Source organism: Sphingomonas sp. NCPPB 2930, from assembly GCF_042867205.1.
Classification (GTDB): Bacteria; Pseudomonadota; Alphaproteobacteria; order Sphingomonadales; family Sphingomonadaceae; genus Sphingomonas.
This window is the reverse complement of the sequence record NZ_JBHZQU010000001.1, coordinates 40,983-60,833: the sequence shown is the minus strand read 5'-3', so window position 1 is coordinate 60,833 and position 19,851 is coordinate 40,983. Positions and strand designations below refer to the sequence as shown.

Sequence of the window (19,851 nt, the reverse complement as noted above, 5' to 3'; positions counted from 1 at the left end):
TATCTATATTACGGTCGTCAGCTGAGCGGTGGCTGGCCATTGGAGGCGCTCAGGCCGCCATCCACGGGCAGGTTGATGCCGGTGATGAACCGGGCGTCCTCGCTGGCCAGAAAGGCGATGGCCCCGGCGATATCGTCGGGCTCGGCCCCCCGGCCCATCGGGATGCGCGCCTCGAACCTGGCGATCAGCTCGGGCTGTTCCTTCATGCCCTCGGTCAGCGCGGTGTAGGTCAGCGACGGATTGACCGCATTGACGCGCACGCCGTTCGCCGCCTCGTCCATCGCCAGCGCGCGGGTGAAGTTGGTGACCGCCCCCTTGGCGGCACAATAGAAGCTGTGGTTCCAGTCGCCGCCCAGACCGGAGACGGAGGACATGTTGATGATGCACCCCTTCGCCGCGCGCAAGGGCGCGATCGCGGCGCGCGCCATCTGGACGACGCCGTACAGGTCGGTCTCGATGACCTTAGTGAAGGCCGAGAAATCGCCCTCGTCGAGCTTGCCGAGATGATCGATCCCGGCGTTGCTGACCAGGATGTCTACACGCCCGAACCGCTCGATCGCCAGCGCGACCAGCGCCTCGCAATCGGCCATTCTGGACACGTCGGTCGGCCGCGTCGCGACGGTCGCAGGGGCCAGCGCCTCGGCCAGCGTCGCCAGGCCGTCCTGATCCGTGTCGCCGAGGACGAGAGTCGCACCCTCTTGCGCGAAGCGGCGCGCGGCGCCTTCGCCGATGCCCGAGGCCGCGCCGGTGACGATCGCGATCTTGCCGTCGAAACGGGCCATGGCTGCATCTCCTGTCCTGTGCTCAGGCCCGGCTCAACCACCCGGACCCCGCACTGTTCCGCATGACGGGACAGGAGGACGCCCCGCCGCGCCGGATGGTCCGGCCGCGACGGGGCGCTGGGAGGCTCAGCGCTTGGTGAAGGCGCCGATCCCCGCAATCGCCAGATTGGCGGCGGGCTTGGACATTTCGGCAAAGCTCAGCCGCAGATAGCGGACCGGCCGGACACTGGTGAAGGGCAGGCGCTGGGTGGAAAGCGCATAGGCGATGTTGGAGAATTCGCCCGAACCCGCCGGGGTCCAGTTCTTGCCGTCGACGCTCGTCTCCGCGACATAGCCGCGCGGCGGGGCGGCATCGACCATCACCTGGCGCGAGGGAGTCAGGCTGAAGCCCGCCACATCGCGGACCTGGCCCATGTCGACGGTGACGCTGGCGGGCTTGCCCGGCGTCGGCGCGGGCTGGATCCAGATGGTCTTGGCGTCATTGTCGAGCAGCTTCTCCGCGCCCGGCGCACTTGCCGAGACGATCGTCCAGTCGGTGGTCGCCAGCACCGTGGGATCGCTCGACACGATGGCGGGGACGGGGACCGGCACGACGCTCCGGAACAGCGACACCTCGCTGATCGCCGGGCAGACCGGCGCGTCGACGATGCGCAGGCGGACCCGCTTGGCGGTGATCGGGGTGGGCAGGCGGATGATCCGCTGCGCGCTGATGCACTCATGCTCGGCAAGCTGCTGCCACTGGCCGTTCACCTCGGCATCGACCGCGAAGCGCGTGACCCGCACGCCGAGCGGCAGATATTCGCGGATGCGGATCAGGTCGAAGCTGCGGCCGGGCGGCAGGTCGAGCGTCAGGCTGGGGGTGGTCACGCCATCGGGGGCCGACCAATAGGTGTCGCGGTCGCCGTCGAGGACGCGGGCCGCCTCGAACCCCTTGCCGCGAACATGGCTGGCGCTCGCCACCGCCCCTTGCGCGAGGTCGGTCGCGAAGCTGGCGCGGATCGCATCGCCGAAGCTCTTCAGGATCTTGACGTCCTGATCGGGAATGCGGCCACGCCGGTCGGGCGGCAGGTTCAGGTTCATATTGGTGCCGCGCGCGACCGAGGTGTCGAAATAGCCGACGAGATTCTCAGGCGACCGGACCTTGGAGTCCTCGTCGGCGTGATAGAACCAGCCGGGCCGGATCGAGGTGTTGGTCTCGGCCGGCCACCACAGCGCGCCGCCGCGCACGCCCGAATTGCCCTCCGACTGGACGTAAGGGTGGTTGGGCATGGTCGGCCAGCAGGGATCGCCCGCAATGCCGTCCTCATTGCCGACCCAGCGAATGTCCGCGCCCAGCGGGTCGAAGGTGCACGCCATGGGCTGATATTGATGGACCAGCGCGATGATCGAGGGCCAGTTGTAATATTTGGGTGCATCGATCTGCCGCGTCTCGCGCGCGCCGCCATAATAGCCGTCGCCGCCATTCGCGCCGTCGAACCAGAATTCGAACAGCTCGCCATAACCGGTGCAGAGCTCGACCACCTGCTTGCGATAATAGTCGATATAGGCGGGGGTGCCATAATCGGCGCGGTTGCGGTCCCAGGGCGAGAGATAGATGCCGAACGCGATCCCGCCGCGCTTGCACGCATCCGACATCTCGCGGACGATATCGCCCTTGCCGTCCTTATAGGGCGAGTTGCGGATGCAATGCTCGGTCAGCTTGGTCGGCCACAGGCAGAAGCCGTCATGATGCTTCGCGGTCAGGATGATGCCCTTGAGGTTCCCCGCCTTGGCCGCCGCGACGATCTGGTCCGCGCTGAAGTCGGACGGGTTGAACATCTTGGGGTCTTCATCGCCGTAACCCCATTCCTTGTCGGTGAAGGTGTTCATGGCGAAGTGGACGAAGGCATATTGCTCGCGCTGGTGCCAGCGCCACTGACGCGCCGAGGGGACCGCGCCGTAGGGGGCGGGGGCACCGGCGCGCGCCTTGGCAAAAGCGGGCGTGGCGGACGCGACCAGGCCGGAGGCAAGGACGGCGCGGCGGGAGAAATCGATCATCTTCAACGTATCTCCGGGAGGGATCAGGCGGGCTTGTGGTCGAAGGACGGCGGCCGGTCCTTCGGATCGCGGCCGAAGGCGCGGTTCGGCCGCGCGCCCATGGTGAAGGACAGGGTGCCGCCCTTCGACAGGGTGGCATGGTCGATCCAGCTCTTCGTCCAGGGGCGGCCGTTCCAGGTCACCGACTGGACATAGGGCGTGTCGGGGCGATTGCCCTTCGCCTCGACGGTCAGCGTCCTGGTCCCGCCCAGTGACAGCCGCACCCGCTCGAACAGCGGACTGCCCAGGACATAGGCGCCGCTGACCGGATCGACCGGATAGAAGCCGAGCGCCGAGAACAGGAACCACGCGCTCATCTGGCCGCAATCGTCATTGCCGATGATGCCGTCGGGCGCGTTCTTGTACATCTCGGTCAGCAGGCGGCGAACCATCGCCTGCGTCTTCCACGGCGCGCCGACATAGGCGTACAGGTAGGCCGCGTGCTGGTCGGGCTCGTTGCCATGGGCATATTGGCCGACCAGACCCGAAATATCGGGCGGCGCATTCTTGGGCAGGGTCGAGGGCGCGTTGAACAGGCCGTCCAGCTTGGCCTCGAACTTGGCGTCCCCGCCCATGTGGCGGATCAGGCCGTACACGTCATGCTGGTTCAGGAACGTCGCCTGCCAGCCATTGGCCTCGGTATAGTCGCGCCACCAGGGCTTGGGCATGTGGCCGAGCTGGATCGGGTCGTAATCCTTCCACCAGCTGCCGTCGTTGAAGCGCGGTCGGGCAAAGCCGATCGCGCTATCGATGACGTTGCGCCAGTTGCCCGAACGCTTGAGCAGCCGCTGGGCCTCGGCGGTCTCGCCCGCGTGCCGCGCGATATGCGACGCGGCCCAGTCGTCATAGGCATATTCCTGCGTCCGGCTGACGCTTTCCCACCAGATGTCGGCGGGGACATAGCCCTTGGCGTCGTACAGGTCGCGGCCCTTGCTATTGTCCATGTCGGGCGCCGCGAAGTCGAAGCTGCGCTTGGCGATGCCGGGCCAGGCGGCGGCATAGTCGGCGGGAATGCCCTTCACCATCGCCTCGGCCATGATCGGCGTGCCGTGCCAGCCGATCATGATCCCCGTCTCCTTGCCCTGGAGCGTCCAGACCGGCGGGCCATAGGCGCTCTGCTGGGTCTGGCGGATGACGTCGTCGATCAGCTTCTTGGCCTGGGCGGGCTGGGTCAGGATCAGCCAGGGGTGCAGCGCGCGGTACGTGTCCCAGGTGGAGTAGGTGCTGTACGCGGACTGCCCCGCGGGCAGGGTATGAACCTGTCCGTCCAGTCCGACATAGCGGCCGTCCACGTCGGAGAAGAGCGTGGGCGCGATCAGCGTGTGGTAATTGGCGGAGGCCATGATGACCTGCTGGTCGCTGGTGCCGCCTTCGACATGGATGCCGAAGTTCTTATCCCACCAGCGCGCCACGGCGGCCTTGCGGGTGCGCTCGAAATCCCAGTGGTTGGCCTCGGCCGCCAGGTTCGCTTTCGCCCCGGCGACATCGACTGCCGAGATGCCGCACCGGATGAGGAGCGGGGCATCACCCAGTTCGTCGAAGAACAAGGCGGCCTTCAGGCGGTTGCCCTTGATGGCGGTGCCGTTCGCGGGCGCGTCGCCATCGCCGTAAAGCTGGATGCGGCTGGGCTTCTTCGACAGCTGCATCGCAAAGAAGATGCGCCGCCCCTTGGCCCAGCGGAATACGCGGCGCGTGCCGGTGATCGTGCCGTCGGGCTCGACGGTGATCTCGGCATCGGTGATCAGCGGCTTCTCGTCGCTCTTGTCGAGGACGAGGTGCGACAGGTCGACCAGGACATGGCCCGGCCCCTTGGGATAGGTGTAGCGGTGCCAGCCGGTCCGCTCCGTCACGGTCAGCTCGGCGAGCACGCCGGATTCCAGCTTGACGCGGTAATAACCGGCTTGCGCCTGTTCGTCCGAATAACGCTGGCGATAGCCCGCATCCGGGTCCGACAACGGCCCCGGCAACAGCTTCAGCTCGCCGCGCGTCGGCACGACCAGCACGTCGAGCATGTCGCCGATCCCGGTGCCCGACAAATGGGTGTGGCTGAACCCCATGATCGAGCTGTCGCCATGGTGATAGCCCGAGCAGGTGTCCCAGCGCTCGACATCGGTGTCGGGGCTCAGCTGCACCATGCCGAAGGGCAGGACCGCGCCCGGATAGGTATGGCCGTCGCCGCCCGTCCCGATGAACAGGTTCGGCAGAACGGGCGGGGTGTCGACGCGGGCGGCCAGCGTATCGAGCGGCAAGGTGGCGAGCGCGGTCCCGGCGAGGAGCGAGCGGCGAGTCAAAATCATGCGAACGTCTCCCGCAAAACTTCGGGCCGGGTGGCCGCGACATGGACGATCAGCTCGCCGAACAGGCCATTGGCCCAGGCGAACCAGTCGCGCGTGAACTTGGTGGGATCGTTGATATCGACCCCCTCGTGAATGAAGCCGGTATGGCCGTGCGACCGGCGGATCATCGCCAGGCTGTCGCGCAGCAAGGCCGGATCGGTTGAGGTCAGCGCACGGGTGATGACCGACATCGGCCAGACCTGGCCCGGCCCGGTATGCGGGCCGCCGATGCCGCTGATCGCGGAGCCCTCGAAATACCAGGGATTGTCCGTGCTCCAGCACGCCGCGAGCGTCCGCTGCCACAGCGGATCGGCCGGATCGACGCAGCCGAGATAGGCGAGGCCCGAGAGCGAGGGGACATTGGCATCGTCCATGAAGACGGCATTGCCATAGCCATCGACCTCATAGGCCCAGACCCGCTGCCCGTTGGGCAGCGTCATTGTGCCATGCTGCCGGAGCGCGGCCTCGACCTCGGCGGCCAGCGTGGTCGCATCCTGCGCCAGAGCGGGCTCGCCGACCGCGTTCGACAGCGCGGCGAGTTCGCGCAGCGTCGTCATCGCGAACAGATTGGCGGGCACGAACTGTTCGTACAGGCACGCATCGTCCGAAGGGCGGAAGCCCGAATGGATCATGCCGTTGGGACGGGTCGGCAGGCCATAGCCGCGATAGAGCGTCTCGGTCGGCTCGGGCGCGGAACGGCGGAAGCGATAGGGGCCCAGGCCGTCTTTGCGCTGCTGCTCGCGAAAGGTCTTCACGATCGACCGGGCCGAGGCCTTCCATTCCGCATCGAACGGCGCGGTGTCGCCCGTCTCGCGCCAATAGCCATATGCCAGCCGGATCGCGTAGCAGAGCGAGTCGATCTCCCACTTCCGCTCGGCGACGCCGGGCTTCATCTCGGTATCGTCGTGCAGCGCCCAGCTCAGGTTCGTCCTGGCGTTCGGGTCCTGCATGAAGGCATTGGCATAGGGGTCGATCAGGATCGACCGCGCCTGCCGTCCGATCAGCCCGCGGAACAGCCGCCCGAGCGCGGGATCGCGCTTCACCAGATGTAGATAGGGCCGCAGCTGCGCCGCCGAATCCCGCAGCCACAGGCAGGGAATGTCGCCGGTGATGACGAAGGCGTCCGGCTTGCCGTTCACCTCGCCCAGCGACAGCACGGTGGTGTCGAGCGTGTTGGGATAGCAGTTCCCGAACATCCAGCGGAGCTCGGGATCGGCGATCATCTTCGAGATGCGGGTGATCTCCGCCTCGACCGCCTTCGATACGAAGCGGCGCTCGGCGACCGGGGGACGCTTGCTGACGAAGCCGGGCGCGGCGGCGAAAGCGGGGGCGGCGGAGGTGGCGGCGAGGGCGGCGGCCCCCGCGATCAGTTCGCGACGGTTCGGGGTCATTTCGGCAGGTCCTGCGCCGCGCCGGTCACGGTGAACTGGGTCCACTGGCCCGCGCCGTCCCCCGGCTGACCGCCGCCGATATAGAGCTTGTACGTGCCCGGCAGGATGCGGCGGCTGCCGTCGCGCCACACCTGGCTCATCAGGCGCGGGTCGATGGTGAAGCGCGCCGTCCCCGCCTGGCCGGGCTTGAGCGGTATGCGGGTGAAGCCGACCAGTTGCCTCTGGAGCACGGGATCGGTCAGGACGAGCTTCTCGTCGGTGGCGGGCGGGACGAGATAGGCCTGCGCCACCTCTTCGCCGCTGCGCTGGCCGACATTGCGCAGCTGCACCGCGACCTCGACCGGCTGGCCCGCCGCGACGCTGGCGGTGACGGTCGGCTGGCCATAGTCGAACCGGGTATAGCTCAGGCCATGGCCGAAGCCCCAGGCGGGGGTGCCGGTGAAGTAGCGATAGGTCCGCTCCTTCATCCCGTAATCGGCAAAGGCGGGCAGGTCGGCGGTCGAGCGATAGACGGTGACCGGCAGGCGGCCCGACGGGTTCACGTCGCCCGCCAGGATTTCGGCCAGCGCGGTGCCGCCCTCGGTGCCCGGATAGAAGGCCGCCAGCGTGGCGGCGGGCTTGATGTCGCCCAGCGAGACGGCCGATCCCGAGACGATGACCGCAACCACGGGTTTGCCGGTCGCCTGGAGCGCGGCGAGCAGATTGCGCTGCGGCTCGGGCAGGACGATCTCGGTGCGGTCGCCGCCCGCAAAGCCGGGGACCGAGACGCCCAGCGCCTCGCCCTCCAGATCGGGCGACAGGCCGATGACCGCGACCAGCACGTCGGCGGTCCCGGCGACTTTCAGCGCCTCGGCCTGAAGCGCCTCGGCGGGGGGCAGCCATTGCAGGCGGAAGCCCTCGTCGCCGCCCTTATGGTCGATCTCGACACGGATGCGCCGGGGCGCGGTGCTGTCGATCACGGTCTCCAGGCCCTTGGCCCCGATCACACCATCGATGACCAGCTGGTCGTCGATCCACAGCTTGACCGGATCATGCGGCGGGCAGGCGTGCCAGCAGGCGGGGCCGTTGAGCTGGAGCTTGTACTGGCCCGGCCCCGGCGGGGTCAGCGTGCCGGTCCAGCGGCGGCGGAAGGGGGCGGTCTTGGTATAGTTGAAGTCGATGCGGGAATCCTGACCGGCGGCGCTCCACTGGCCGTTCGCGCCCATCGTCTCCACGGCCAGACCCGGCTTGCCGTTCGCCGACAAGGCGGTCTCGGGCACGTTGACGAACGCCCCCTCGGCCAGCACCGACCCTTGCGCATAGCGGATGTCACGGCCGAACTTGCGGCGGATTCCCTCCAGCGGCGTCACCGGATCGATCGCCGACCCGTGATAATTGCCCTCCAGCACGCCCAGATCGTCGGCATTGGCCCCGAACACCGCCAGCCGCTTGCCCTTGAGCGGCAGCAGGTCGCTCGGATTGTCGAGCAGGATGATGCCCTTGCGTGCCGTCTCCAGCGCCAGCGCGCGATGCGCGGGGGTGCCGAACTGGCTGGGCTTGATTGCGTTCCACGGCGAATCGACCGTCAGCATCCGCCGCACCGCCAGCGCGCGGGCGAGCGCGGTGTCGATCTCGCTTTCGGTGATCAGCCCGCGCTTCAGCGCCTCGGGCAGCGCGCGATAGGTGTTGCCGCAATTCAGGTCGGTCCCTGCGCGCAGCGCCGCCGCCGCCGCCGCGGGCGCGTCGGGCTGGGCATGGTGGAACATCCAGATATTGCCGACCGCGTCGCAATCCGACACGACGAGCCCGTTGAAGCCCCAGTCGGTGCGCAGCCGCTGGGTCAGCAGCATCGGATTGGCGCAGACCGGCGTGCCGTGGATCGCGTTATAGGCGCACATCAGCGACAGCGCCTTGCCCTCCGTCACCGTCGCGCGGAAGGCGGGCAGGTAGGTCGCCTCCAGATCACGCGGGGACACCATCACGTCGAAGCTGTCGCGTCCGCCCTCGGGGCCCGAATGGACCGCGAGATGCTTGACCGTCGCGATGACCTTGGGATGCTTCAGGTCAGGGCCCTGAAGGCCCCGCACGAAGGCGATGCCGATCCGGCTGGTGAGGAACGGGTCCTCGCCATAGGTTTCCTGGCCCCGGCCCCAGCGCGGATCGCGGAAGATGTTGATGTTGGGCGACCAGATGGTCAGCCCTTCGAACAGGCCGCGATCGGCGTTCAGCGGCTTGGTGTTGAACTTGGCGCGCGCCTCGACCGCGACGACATCGCCGACCTTCTGGATCAGCGCGGGGTCCCAGGTGGCGGCCATGCCCATCGCCTGCGGAAAGACGGTCGCCGGACCGTTGCGCGCGATGCCGTGCAGCCCCTCGCTCCACCAGTCGAAGGCGGGCAGGCCGAGCGCGGGTTCGGCCGGGGCCTCGTTGACCAGCTGCGCCGCCTTGCGTTCGACGGACAGCGACTGCGCGGCGGGGGGCAGGGCTGGGGCTGGGGCGGCGGCCTGACCGGCGGCGGCGAGGAGGAGGAACGGGATCACTGGGCGTCCTTCGGACCGAGGGTGTAGATGTTCAGCTCGCGCGCCAGGGTGGCCGCGTCCGCGTCGCTCTGGATGGTGAGCGTGATGCTCTCGCCGGGCAACAGGTCGAAGCCGTCGTCGGACGGCTCGGCGGCGGAAGTGCCGAAATTGACCTGTACCTGCCGCGCGAGATGGCGCGCGGTCAGCGTCAGCTGCTTGCCCGCCCAGCGTGCGGTGATGCCCGGCGCCGGATAGGCCATGTCGCGCGGCACCTTCCGCTCGACGATCTGGCGCGCGATCACCTTGTCCCCGTCGAACAGTTCGGCGACGGCATAGCTGCTCTCGGGCGCGGCACCGGCGAAGATCGTCGCATCGGGGATCGTCGCGACATCGCTGGCCGAGGCGGGGGCCATGGTCACGCTGCCCGATTGCGAGCCCAGCTTGCGGCCATCCATGCCATAGCCGGTGACGCGCCAGCCGAGCGGCTTGGGCGCCGTGGCGTCGGACACCAGCGCGATCCGGGTCGCGCCGGGCTTGGTCTCGGCCACGATCGTCTGGGGCGCGAAGAAGCGGCGCGCCTCGTGCTGGAGCATCTTGTCATGCCCGGTCCAGTCGATGCTGGACCAGCTGATCGCGGGCCAGCTGTCGTTGAGCTGCCAGTAGAGCGAACCCAGCGTCACCGGACGACAGGCGCGGTGATGGCGTGCGGCCAGGCCGATGGCGCGCGCCTGCATCGCCTGGCTCAGATAGACCAGATCGGCGAAATCGCGCGGGTCGCGCAGATTCTGCTTCAGGTAGAAGGTGATGCGGTCATTGCCTTCGCCCGCCAGGAACTTCTGGTGCGCCTTCATCACCGGGCTGTCGATGCGGAAGTCCGCCGGGTCGGCGAAGGTCGCGATGGTCGACAGGTCGGGGAAGGCCTGGAAGCCATATTCCGACATGAAGCGCGGGCAGCTGTCGGTGTAACGCTCGACCGGCTTGGAGCCCGACCAGACGTCCCAGAAATGGCGGTCGCCGTCCTTGTCGGTGTCGGTCGGCCCCTCATAATCGGTCGAGGGCGAGCCGGGCCAATAGGGGATGCCGGGCGAATTCTTGATGACGGCATCGCGCAGCACGCGGTCGAACAGCACCGCCATGCCGGTGCCGATCCGCTCCTGCTCGTCCGGGCCGACCGCCTTCTTGAACGCCTTGCGATCCGACCAGTTTTCCCAGCCCGACAGCACCTCGTTATTGCCCGCCCAGATGACCAGCGAGGGGTGCGACTGGAGCCGGGCGACCTGTTCCTCCGCCTCGATGCGGACATTTTCGCGGAACTTGGCGTCGGGGGGCGTCACGCTGCCGCCGAACATGAAGTCCTGCCAGACCATCAGGCCCAGCGCGTCGGCGGCGTCGTAGAAGCTGTCCTCGGGATAATAGCCGCCGCCCCAGATGCGGACCATGTTCATGTTCGCCTTGACCGCCTTTTCCAGCATCTGACGCTCGGTCGCGGCGGCGACGCGGGCGGGGAAGGCGTCGAAGGGGATGACGTTGCTGCCCTTGGCAAAGATGACGTTCCCGTTGATCCTCAGGCCGAAGCTGCCGTCCTTCCGGACCAACTCGACGGTGCGCAGCCCGGTGCGCTTCTCGACCGCATCGGCCCCGGCCAATACGGCCCCCACGGTATAGAGCGGATGCGCGCCGAAGCCGACCGGCTGCCAGCGTTGCGGCCGGGCGATCGAGACGGGGACGACCACGTCATTCTCGCCCGGCTGGAGCGCGACGTCGCGGCGGACGCGGATGCGGCGGCCGTCGGGGCCGGTGACGGTCACGTCCATCCGGCCGGTCTGCGCGCGGTCGGCCACCACCGAAGCGCGGGCGAGGATGCGCGCCTCGGCATCGGTCAGCGCCTCCTGCTCGATCCGCAGATTGTCGATCCGCGCGGCGTCCCACGCCTCCAGCCGGACCGAGCGCCAGATGCCGATATCGACGATGCGCGGTGCCCAGTCCCAGCCATATTGGTATTTGGGTTTACGGATATAGGGCGAGGTCTGCTTGCCCTTGGGCTCGTCGCCATAGGGGGAGTCATATTCGCCGGGCAGCGGGTTCTTCTCGGCCAGCACCATCGGCTGGAGCGTCCTGATCGGCGAGGCGAAGCTGACCACCACCTCGTTCGCGCCCGCCTTCAGCAGCGGCTTGGCATCCGCCCGCCAGCGGCGATGCGCATTGTCGGCCGACAGGAGCGGCTGGCCGTTGACCGTGACGGTCGCGAAAGTGTCGAGCCCGTCGAACACCAGGTCCAGATGATCGCGCCGCAGCATCTCGGGCGTGACGTCCAGCGTGGTGCGATATTGCCAGCCGGTCAGGCCCGCCCACTGGATGGGGGCCTCGTTCGCGCCCTTATAGGGATCGGGCACGATCTTCGCGGCGATCAGGTCCTGCTGCACGCTGCCCGGCACGGTGGCGGCCAGCCAGTCCGCCGCCTGCGGATGCGCACGCGCGGCGTCGGCGTTCCTGGGGTCGATCCGCACCTGCCAGCGGTCGAGCGTCGCCACCGTCTTGGGCGCGGCGAGCGCGGGGAAGGGCAAGGCGAGCGCGGCCAGGATCAGGCCGAGACGATGTTTCAAGACGATTTCCCCGGAAGCTGCATCGGTGCGCGGACCAAGCCCCGCACGGCAAAGGACATGGAACCAAAAGGCCGGACCCGGCCGGACCGGCGGCGGGCACGCGCGACGGCGGCGGACATGGTCCCCGCTCGCATCAGGCTCTTTCTCGCCATCCGTCACCCCCGCAATCCACCGGCTTGTCGCGTGCCGGTATTCTCATGGTATGTTTTGGTATCATGGCAAGGCGGGAAGGGGGCGTCCACCCATTTTCTGGGGGGATCGCGAACCGGGCGGTGATGCAACCGATTGACGGGTCAATGCGCCATGCCGAGCGCCAGCAATGCGACGATCCAGATCAGCAGAACGGCCGCCGCCATGACCCCGACGACCAGCGTCATCACCAGCCCCGCCAGCGGACCCAGGCCATAGGCGCCGCGAATCTGGAGGAAGAGATGCACGGGAAAGGCGAGCATCAGCAATCCCAGGCCGGGCAGATGCGCCAGCTTCGTCCAGAGGATCATGACGACCATCAGCAGGCTGACGAAGCTGAGCGAATAGGTGACGAAGACGGCATGGTCGAACATCGCCAGCCCGCGCTTCCACAGGAAGAACAGGCGCATGAACGGCATCGACAACAGGATCAGCGCCCAGGAGAATTTATAGCCGTTCGCCTCCATCTTGAAGAGGAGGAATTCGGGATCGCGAACCGCATGGGCGATCTTTTCGTCGAGCGATTTCCAGCCGGTGATGACCTGGGCCTCCTGCGTGCCATGGCCCGACGCGGCCCCGCCGCCGCCGCCCAGTGCCATGGCGGTGAATTCCAGATCATGCTGCCGCTTGACCAGGGTCGCGCGCTCGCCGTCGAGCGCCGCGGTATCGCGTTTCGCGGCGACGGCGTCGGCGCGTTGCCGGTCGATCGCCGCGATGCGACGCTTGGTCGTGGCGACCTCGGCGCGGAGCTCGGTCGCGGCCTCCTGCGTGCCGGGGGCGTGGAAGGTCGCGAACCCGCCCAGCACCGAATAAGCGATGTAGAGCAGGAAGACGCTGAACAGATACAGCGCCAGCGGCGACAGGAAGCGGCGACGCTCGCCCGCGATATAGCGGCGGGTCAACTCGCCGGGCCGGGTGACGAGCTTGGCCATGGTACGCCACACCTGTCCCTCGATATGCAGGACGCCGTGGCTGAAGTCGTGCCACCAGGCGCCCAGCGTTCGGTGGATATGCGCGGACTGGCCGCAGGCATGGCAGTAAGGACCGACCAGGCTTGCCCCGCAATTCAGGCACTTGTTCACGACGTCTGCGTGCATTCCACCCCCTGTCGATGCCGGACCCCGCCGACGAGACACGATAATTCGTCGCCCCGCGCAAGGGCAAAGATGCCGGGCTGCGCGGCCTCAGCCCTGCGTCGACAGGCGCGTGTCGATCAGGTCCAATTCCCGACCCAGACGTTGCGCGGTTTCCGACCCGATGGCCCGCGCGTTGAGCAGCTCGAACACCACCCGCCGCTCGGCACGGATCGCCGCCAGCCGCATCCGCCGCTCGACATCCTCCAGGCGGCGGGCGTCGGGATCGTCGTCGCCTTCCAGCGTGTCGATCCGGCTGCGATACCCGTCCATCAGGCGCGAGGCGATCTCGACATATTGGTCGGCATCCTCGCGCCCCTCGGCCATTTCGTGCTGGAAGCGTTCCAGCTCGGCGATCGCGGCCTTGGCGGCGGCGACGCGGGTGCGGTCGAGTTCGCTGATCCCGTCCTCGCTGGGCAGCGCCAGCCCGCGCAGCAGCAGCGGCAGGGTCAGGCTGGCGATCACCAGCGAACACAAGATGACCCCGCATGCCAGGAAGATCACCAGATCGCGCGCCGGAAAGGGCGTGCCGTCGTTCAGCGTCAGCGGCAGGGTCAGCGCACCCGCCAGGGTAATCGCCCCGCGCGCGCCCGCGACCGACATGGCGGTGATGACCCGGCGCGGCGGGCTGGTCCGGTTGGGCAGATGCCGCTCGCGGAACAGCGTCAGGCGCAGCGCGACCCAGGTCCACAGGAAACGCAGTCCCGCCAGCCCGGTGACGATCGCGACGACGTACAGCCCCAGCCACCAGGGGCTGAGATGGCCGGTCAGCATCACCGTGTCGCGCGCGCCGGCAAAGACCTGGGGCAGCTGCTCGCCGAGCAGCACGAAGATGATGCCGTTCAGCGTGAATTGCAGCATGTCCCACACCGCCTGCCGCCGGATGCGCGTCGCGGCCTTGGCGCCCGAGGAGACGTTGGTGAACGACATGGCGATGCCCGCCGCCGCCGCCGCCAGCACGCCCGAACTCTCGACATGCTCGGCGACCATATAGGCGGCGAAGGGGATCAGCAGGCTGACCAGGATGTTCGAGCCGCTATCGTCACCGAACCGCCGCGCGAAGACGCCCTTGGCGGTGACCGTGCCCCAGGCGATGGCGACGCCCAGCCCGACGCCCGACACCGCCATCCAGGCGAAGGTCAGCCCGGCATGGGCGAGCGAGAAGGTGCCGGTCAGCGCGGCGGCGACCGCAAAGCGCAGGCAGACCAGGCCCGAGGCATCGTTGAGCAGCGACTCCCCCTCCAATATGTGCATCATCCGCTTAGGGATCGGCGCCTTTTGCGCGATCGCCGACACCGCGATCGGATCGGTCGGCGACACGACGGCGGCGAGCGCGAAGGCCACCGCATAGGGCACGGCCGGGATCATCCAGTGGATGAACAGCCCCATGCCCAGCACCGTCAGGAACACCAGCCCCAAGGCCAGACCCAGCACCGCGCCCGCATCGCGAAACAGCTCGTCCTTGGGAATCCGCCAGCCATCGAGGAAGAGCAGCGGCGGCACGAACAGCAGGAAGAAGATCTCGGGATCGAGCTCGACCCGGATCTGCGCGATCCCGCCGATCACCGCGCCCAGCGCGATCTGGACCAGGGGGCGCGGCAGCGCGGAAGGCAGGATGCGCGAGACGACGCCGCTGATGACGACGGCGAGGAGAAGGAACAGGCTGAGCGTGACGACGTCCAATCGGGGACCTTTCGGGTGCAGCGGTTGGAGCGGCCGATGCGCGCCGAATGACGGACCGACCGAAGGATCAGCGATCGGCGGCCGATGGCCATGCCGAATCGCGCGAGTGGCGACCATGACATGGCGGGCAAGCCCGGTTCAACCCGTTAAACGGGGACGTCGGCCTGATCCATGTGCGATACCCGTCCGGAGGAGTCGGACGATCAGGCTGCCTCGCGCATCGTGCGGTCGATCCGTGCCAGCGCCGCCAGGAACTGCTCGGCGCTGCGCCGCCAGGAAAATTCCTGGCCGAATGCCGCACAGCTCGTCCGGTCGAGCGACAGCGCCTGCCCGATCGCCCGCTCCAGCGCCTCGTCCATCACCCCGACCTCCGGGTTCAGCACGTCGAGCGGCCCCTGTACCGGCAGGGCGGCGACCGGCGTGCCGCAGGCCAGCGCCTCGATCATGACCAGCCCGAAGGTATCGGTGCGGCTGGGGAAGACGAACACATCCGCCGCGCGGTAGATCGCCGCCAGGTCCTCGCCGAACTTCGCGCCCAGGAAATGGACGTCGGGATATTGGGTGGCCAGTGCGGCGCGCGCCGGGCCGTCGCCGACCACGACCCTGGTTCCCGGCATGTCGGTCGCGAGGAAGGCGGCGATATTCTTCTCGACCGCGACCCGCCCGGCATAGAGCTGCACCGGGCCGGGCAGGCCCGCGACGAAGCCATCGCGCGGGCCGTCCGGCCGGAACAAGGCGGTATCGACCCCGCGCCCCCAATGGCGGCTCTGGGGCAGGTCATGCGCGGCCAGCGTCGCGGCCACGCTGGGCGTCGAGGCGAGGATCGCGGTCGAGGGGGCGTGGAACCAACGGACATAGCGCCAGACGAATTCGGGATCGATCGCGCGTACCCGCGCGGCGACATACTCGGGGAACTGGGTGTGATAGGCGGTGGTGAAGGGCAGCCCCTGCGCCAGCGCCCAGCGCCGCGCCAGCAGACCCAGCGGCCCCTCGGTCGCGATATGGATGGCATCGGGCAGGAACTGGCCCAGCGTCCGCCCGACCACGCCGGGGCCCGGCAGCGCCAGCCGAATTTCGGGATAGGTCGGGCAGGGGACCGAGACATAGCGATCGGGCGAGACGATGCACAGCTCATGCCCCATCGCGCGCAGCTCGGCCGCGACCGATTGCAGGGTGCGGACCACACCATTGACCTGCGGGCTCCAGGCGTCGGTGACGATCGCGATGCGCATTCGGTGTGTCCTTCCCCGGTCAGGCGGCGATGGCGGCGGCGACCGGCTGGTTGCGGCGCGCCTCCATCTCGTCGCCCCAGTGCAGGATCTCCATCGTGCCGTCGAAATGCTCGACCAGCGCGGTGCAGCCCTCCACCCAATCACCGTCATTATAATAGGTGACGCCGTTGATGTCTCGGATCTCGGCAGTGTGGATATGGCCGCAAACCACGCCATCGACCCCGCGCGCACCCGCCGCATGGGCGACGACTTCCTCGAAATGCGAGATGAAGGCGACGGCGTTCTTCACCTTGGCCTTGGCGTGCTTGGACAGCGACCAATAGGGGCGCTTCATCCACCGCCGGACGATGTTCACCCAGCGATTGACCTCCATCAGCGCGGTATAGGCGAAGTCGCCGACATGGGCGAGCCAGCGATGCGCCAGCGTGATCGCGTCGAACTCGTCGCCGTGCAGTACCAGCAGGCGGCGGCCGTCCGCCGTCTCGTGGATCGCCTTGCGGCAGATGGCGATGCCGCCGAAATCCATGCCGCTGAACTGGCGGAAGATCTCGTCGTGGTTGCCGGGGATATAGACGACGCGGGTGCCGCGCTTGGCGCGTTTCAGCAGGCGCCAGACCACGTCGTTGTGCGCGGCGGGCCAGTAGAATTTCTTCTTCAGCCGCCAGCCGTCGATCATGTCACCGACCAGATACATGGTCTCGCTGTCGACATGGTCCAGAAAGTCGATCAGCATCTCCGCATTGCAGCCGCGCGTGCCGAGATGGACGTCCGAAATCCAGATCGTGCGATAGCGGCGGCGCGCCTGGCCTTCGGGTTCGGGGGTCGCCGGCGCGCGGGGGATGAAGTCGAGAATGGCGGCGTCTTCGTGCAGCGAGCCATCGATCGGAATGCTGGTCATCGGCATCGGCGTTCCCCCACGCTAGGCGTTGGGAATGTCATGCCCGTCATCTGTGACGTGCGCGTCGCAGATCGGTGACAGGCGCGCAGCATTTTGATGACTCGTTAAAGTCACCGATCGCGAAAAAGCCCGCCGATCCTGGATCGACGGGCCTTTCCGCATCGTAAAGACGGAGGCGGCTTTTAGAAGCGCACCGCCACCGACGCCGCATAGGTCCGGCCATTCTTGTAGAAGGCGGTCGGACGGTCGCGGGTCGCGTTATACTGGTAATAGGTCTCGTCGAGCAGGTTCTGCGCATTGACGGTCAGCGTGATCTCCTTGGTCAGGTTCACACCCGCCGAGAAGTCGAGCTGGCTGTACGGCGCCACCATTTCGCGCGAGTTCAGGCGGCCGATCGTGCGGAAATAGCTCGAGCGATAATTGTAGCTGAGCCGCGCCTGGAAGATCCCGCTCTCGAAATAGGGGATCACGTTGACGGTGTGCCGCGACAGATAGGGCAGGTTGAGCGACGCGCCGGTCGAGTCGACCGACGAGGTCGAGCTGTCCTGGTACGAATAGTTCGCCTGGATGCCGAAGCCGCCCCAGATTTCGGTCTGACCCGACACCAGCGCGCCGTTGACCTTCGCCTTGCCGCCGTTGATCGGCTGGTTGACGCTATAGGTCGTCAGACGGTTCTGTAGCGAGTTGAAGAACACCGCATTGGTGCGCGTGTTGATGATGTAGTTCGAGATGTCGCGACGGAAGAGTTCGACCGCGATCAGCGAGCCGGCGCGCGGATACCATTCCGCGGTCAGTTCGTAGTTGGTCGACTCATACGGCTTCAGGTTCGGATTGCCGCCGCCGCCATCGAGGGTGACGTCGTTGAGCGACGTCGCCGCCGCCAGATCCTGATAGCGCGGACGCGAGATCACCTGCGCGACCGAACCGCGAACCAGGAATTCGGGCGTGATCGAATAGGCGACGTTCACGCTGGGCAGGAACTTCAGGTAATCGGTGGTCGTGCTGGTTGGCACCGGCACCGGATTGACCGTGTTGGACAGCGTCAGCGCATAGTTGGACTTGTCGCGCGTATAGACCAGGCGACCACCGATATTGCCGCGCAGGCCGCCCTGTTCGAAATTGGCCTGGACATAGGAGGCGATGACCGTCTCGCGCACCTTGGTCGAGGCGCCGACCTTGTTGACCAGCGGGCTGTTGATCGACTTTGCGAGGATGTCGATCACGGCCTGGTCGGGCAGGTTCAGATATTTGGTGGCATTGCCCATGCCGCCGCTGCCGTCGAACACGCCATCGGGCGTGACGAGGGTGGTGACGCCCAGCTGGTTTACGGTCTGCGAGCTGGTCTTGTAGGTGTTGATGCCGCGCGCATCGACGCGGTTGACGTGATCGGTCACCCGGCTGCCCAGCAGGATCTGGGTGAACGGGCCGAAATTGACCGGGATGGTCGCGTCATAGCCGCCGAAGATGTCGCGGTCGGTCGTGACGCTGTAATCGAGGCCGCCGATCTGCGCGCCGTTCAGCTGCTGGCCGTTGATGACGACCGGGCGGCCCTCGATCTGGGCCGGATTGTTGTTCGGGTTGGTGAAGTAATTCGCCGGGTTGGTCAGGTCACCCGTGAAGTTCACCGTCGCCGAGGTCGGCGTGAAGGCATAGCTGAACGGCAGCTTGGTCTGCACGTTGAACAGATATTCGGGATTCTTGCCGCCGGTTGCCTTCGACCAGCCGCCCGCGAAGTTGATCTTCGTGCCGTCATCGCCTTCCCAGTCGGCGAAGAAGTTGAGGTTGTCGGTCTTCAGCTTGGTCTTGCGGACCAGCGTGTCGAGCTGGGCCGACTGGTTCGGCGCAGCGGCGAAGCTGGCCGAGTTGACCACGCCGTTGCTGACATTGGCGGTCTGCAGCACGCTGCCGGTCCAGGCGACCGGGATGGTGTACATCGACTGGCTGTAATTGTTGTAGTTGCCGTCGATGTGCAGCCCGTTCAGGGTCAGCGTCAGATTGTCGGCCGGGCGATACTGCACGGTGCCCGACACGCTGGCGCGCTCGCGGGTCTGCTGGAAATAGGCATAGTTGATGCCGAAGGGGGCGACCGCGTTGATCAGGTCTTCCTTCGACCCGCCGGTGATGGTGGCGTTCGGGTTCAGCAGGATGCCCTGGCCCGACGCGTCGCGACGCACGCTGCCGTCGCTGTTCTTCTGGAAGAAGTCCGCGCCGCTCTGATAGCCGAAGAACTCGACGCCCGCGCGGGTCAGGTTCTGCTTGTCATAGGTGGCGGCGACCAGGAAGCCGAAATTATTGGCTTCGTTGTGCCAGCTATACAGGCCCGATCCACGGATATTACCCTTTTCGGAACGGTCGTTATAGGTGTAGCCGCCCGAGGCGAAGACCGAATTGGCCGCCAGGTCGAGCGGACGGCGGGTGCGCACGATCACGGTGCCGCCCAGGCTGCCCTCTTCGATGCGGGGTTCGGGCGACTTGTAGACTTCGAGCCGGTCGACCAGTTCGGGGGCGAGCAGCGAATAGTTGAAGGTGCGGCTGGACGGGTCGTTGTCGTTGCCGCCCCAGTCGGCCGAGGCGAGCGCATGGCCGTCGAGCAGCATGCGGTTGAGCGCGGGATCGGTGCCCAGGATGGCGACCTTCTCACCCTCACCAAAGCGGCGGTCGATGCTGACGCCTGGAATGTGCGACAGCGATTCCGCGACATTGCGGTCGGGGAACTTGCCCACGTCCTCGGCGGTGATCACGTCGACGACGGCGTTGGCCTCGCGCTTGACGTTGATGGCGTTGCGAAGGCTCTGGCGGATGCCGGTGACCACGACGTCGCCATCGGTATCCGACTGGTCACTTCCGACTGCGGTCTGCGTCGGTGCCTGATTCGTGGTCTGTGCGAATGCGGTACCCTGAAGTCCGGCGAGCGCGGTCGCCGTCAGGATCATGCTGCGAAAGCTCAACATGTTCAAATCCCCCCAAATTCCCTCGCGCCATCCCGCGAATTGTGCCTGTTTCCGTCGCAGGGAGATGAATGGCGTCCTC

The 19,851-nt window shown here is 67.2% G+C and carries 11 protein-coding genes; all 11 read right to left on the bottom strand.

Going from position 1 to position 19,851, the window contains the following annotated elements; all coding sequences use genetic code 11:
- Positions 1-17 precede the first annotated feature (17 nt).
- The 11 genes from ACFX59_RS00230 to ACFX59_RS00180 all read right to left on the bottom strand — a co-directional run bounded on the left by ACFX59_RS00230 (position 18) and on the right by ACFX59_RS00180 (position 19,772).
- Complete coding sequence (locus ACFX59_RS00230; RefSeq protein WP_387428511.1) at positions 18-782, bottom strand: SDR family NAD(P)-dependent oxidoreductase; 765 nt, start codon at positions 780-782, stop codon at positions 18-20.
- Positions 783-908: 126 nt separating this feature from the next.
- Positions 909-2,819: an alpha-L-fucosidase gene (locus ACFX59_RS00225; RefSeq protein WP_387428508.1), complete on the bottom strand. Its 1,911-nt coding sequence runs from the start codon at positions 2,817-2,819 to the stop codon at positions 909-911.
- Positions 2,820-2,842: 23 nt separating this feature from the next.
- Positions 2,843-5,155 (bottom strand): GH92 family glycosyl hydrolase, encoded by a 2,313-nt coding sequence (locus ACFX59_RS00220; protein WP_387428506.1) that lies wholly within the window; start codon positions 5,153-5,155, stop codon positions 2,843-2,845.
- Entirely contained in the window at positions 5,152-6,585 is a 1,434-nt protein-coding gene (locus ACFX59_RS00215) for a glycoside hydrolase family 125 protein (protein ID WP_387428503.1), read from the bottom strand. The genes ACFX59_RS00220 and ACFX59_RS00215 overlap by 4 nt, the downstream gene beginning before the upstream one ends.
- Positions 6,582-9,104 (bottom strand): glycoside hydrolase family 3 N-terminal domain-containing protein, encoded by a 2,523-nt coding sequence (locus tag ACFX59_RS00210; RefSeq protein ID WP_387428500.1) that lies wholly within the window; start codon positions 9,102-9,104, stop codon positions 6,582-6,584. The genes ACFX59_RS00215 and ACFX59_RS00210 overlap by 4 nt, the downstream gene beginning before the upstream one ends.
- On the bottom strand, positions 9,101-11,686 hold the full coding sequence (locus tag ACFX59_RS00205) for a glycoside hydrolase family 2 protein (protein ID WP_387428497.1): 2,586 nt from the start codon (positions 11,684-11,686) through the stop codon (positions 9,101-9,103). Before ACFX59_RS00205 ends, ACFX59_RS00210 begins: the two co-directional genes overlap by 4 nt.
- Before the next feature lie 293 nt (positions 11,687-11,979).
- The gene (locus ACFX59_RS00200) at positions 11,980-12,972 is read right to left on the bottom strand and encodes a DUF3667 domain-containing protein (RefSeq protein ID WP_387428495.1); all 993 of its coding nucleotides are present in this window, start codon (positions 12,970-12,972) and stop codon (positions 11,980-11,982) included.
- Positions 12,973-13,059: 87 nt separating this feature from the next.
- Positions 13,060-14,691 carry a Na+/H+ antiporter gene (locus ACFX59_RS00195; RefSeq protein ID WP_307099790.1) on the bottom strand — a complete coding sequence of 544 codons (1,632 nt, stop codon included), beginning with the start codon at positions 14,689-14,691 and terminating at the stop codon, positions 13,060-13,062.
- Positions 14,692-14,894: 203 nt separating this feature from the next.
- Positions 14,895-15,923 carry a glycosyltransferase family 4 protein gene (locus ACFX59_RS00190; RefSeq protein WP_387428492.1) on the bottom strand — a complete coding sequence of 343 codons (1,029 nt, stop codon included), beginning with the start codon at positions 15,921-15,923 and terminating at the stop codon, positions 14,895-14,897.
- A 19-nt stretch (positions 15,924-15,942) separates the two neighbouring features.
- The gene (locus tag ACFX59_RS00185; protein ID WP_387428489.1) at positions 15,943-16,827 is read right to left on the bottom strand and encodes a UDP-2,3-diacylglucosamine diphosphatase; all 885 of its coding nucleotides are present in this window, start codon (positions 16,825-16,827) and stop codon (positions 15,943-15,945) included.
- A gap of 176 nt (positions 16,828-17,003) precedes the next feature.
- Entirely contained in the window at positions 17,004-19,772 is a 2,769-nt protein-coding gene (locus ACFX59_RS00180) for a TonB-dependent receptor (protein WP_387428486.1), read from the bottom strand.
- Positions 19,773-19,851: the final 79 nt, after the last annotated feature.

What these genes read in the sequence shown, in the direction of transcription:
- ACFX59_RS00230 (WP_387428511.1), bottom strand. Translation starts at nt 782, where the DNA reads ATGGCCCGTTTCGACGGCAAGATCGCGATCGTCACCGGCGCGGCCTCG.
- ACFX59_RS00225 (WP_387428508.1), bottom strand. Translation starts at nt 2,819, where the DNA reads ATGATCGATTTCTCCCGCCGCGCCGTCCTTGCCTCCGGCCTGGTCGCG.
- ACFX59_RS00220 (WP_387428506.1), bottom strand. Translation starts at nt 5,155, where the DNA reads ATGATTTTGACTCGCCGCTCGCTCCTCGCCGGGACCGCGCTCGCCACC.
- ACFX59_RS00215 (WP_387428503.1), bottom strand. Translation starts at nt 6,585, where the DNA reads ATGACCCCGAACCGTCGCGAACTGATCGCGGGGGCCGCCGCCCTCGCC.
- ACFX59_RS00200 (WP_387428495.1), bottom strand. Translation starts at nt 12,972, where the DNA reads ATGCACGCAGACGTCGTGAACAAGTGCCTGAATTGCGGGGCAAGCCTG.
- ACFX59_RS00190 (WP_387428492.1), bottom strand. Translation starts at nt 15,923, where the DNA reads ATGCGCATCGCGATCGTCACCGACGCCTGGAGCCCGCAGGTCAATGGT.
- ACFX59_RS00185 (WP_387428489.1), bottom strand. Translation starts at nt 16,827, where the DNA reads ATGCCGATGACCAGCATTCCGATCGATGGCTCGCTGCACGAAGACGCC.
- ACFX59_RS00180 (WP_387428486.1), bottom strand. Translation starts at nt 19,772, where the DNA reads ATGTTGAGCTTTCGCAGCATGATCCTGACGGCGACCGCGCTCGCCGGA.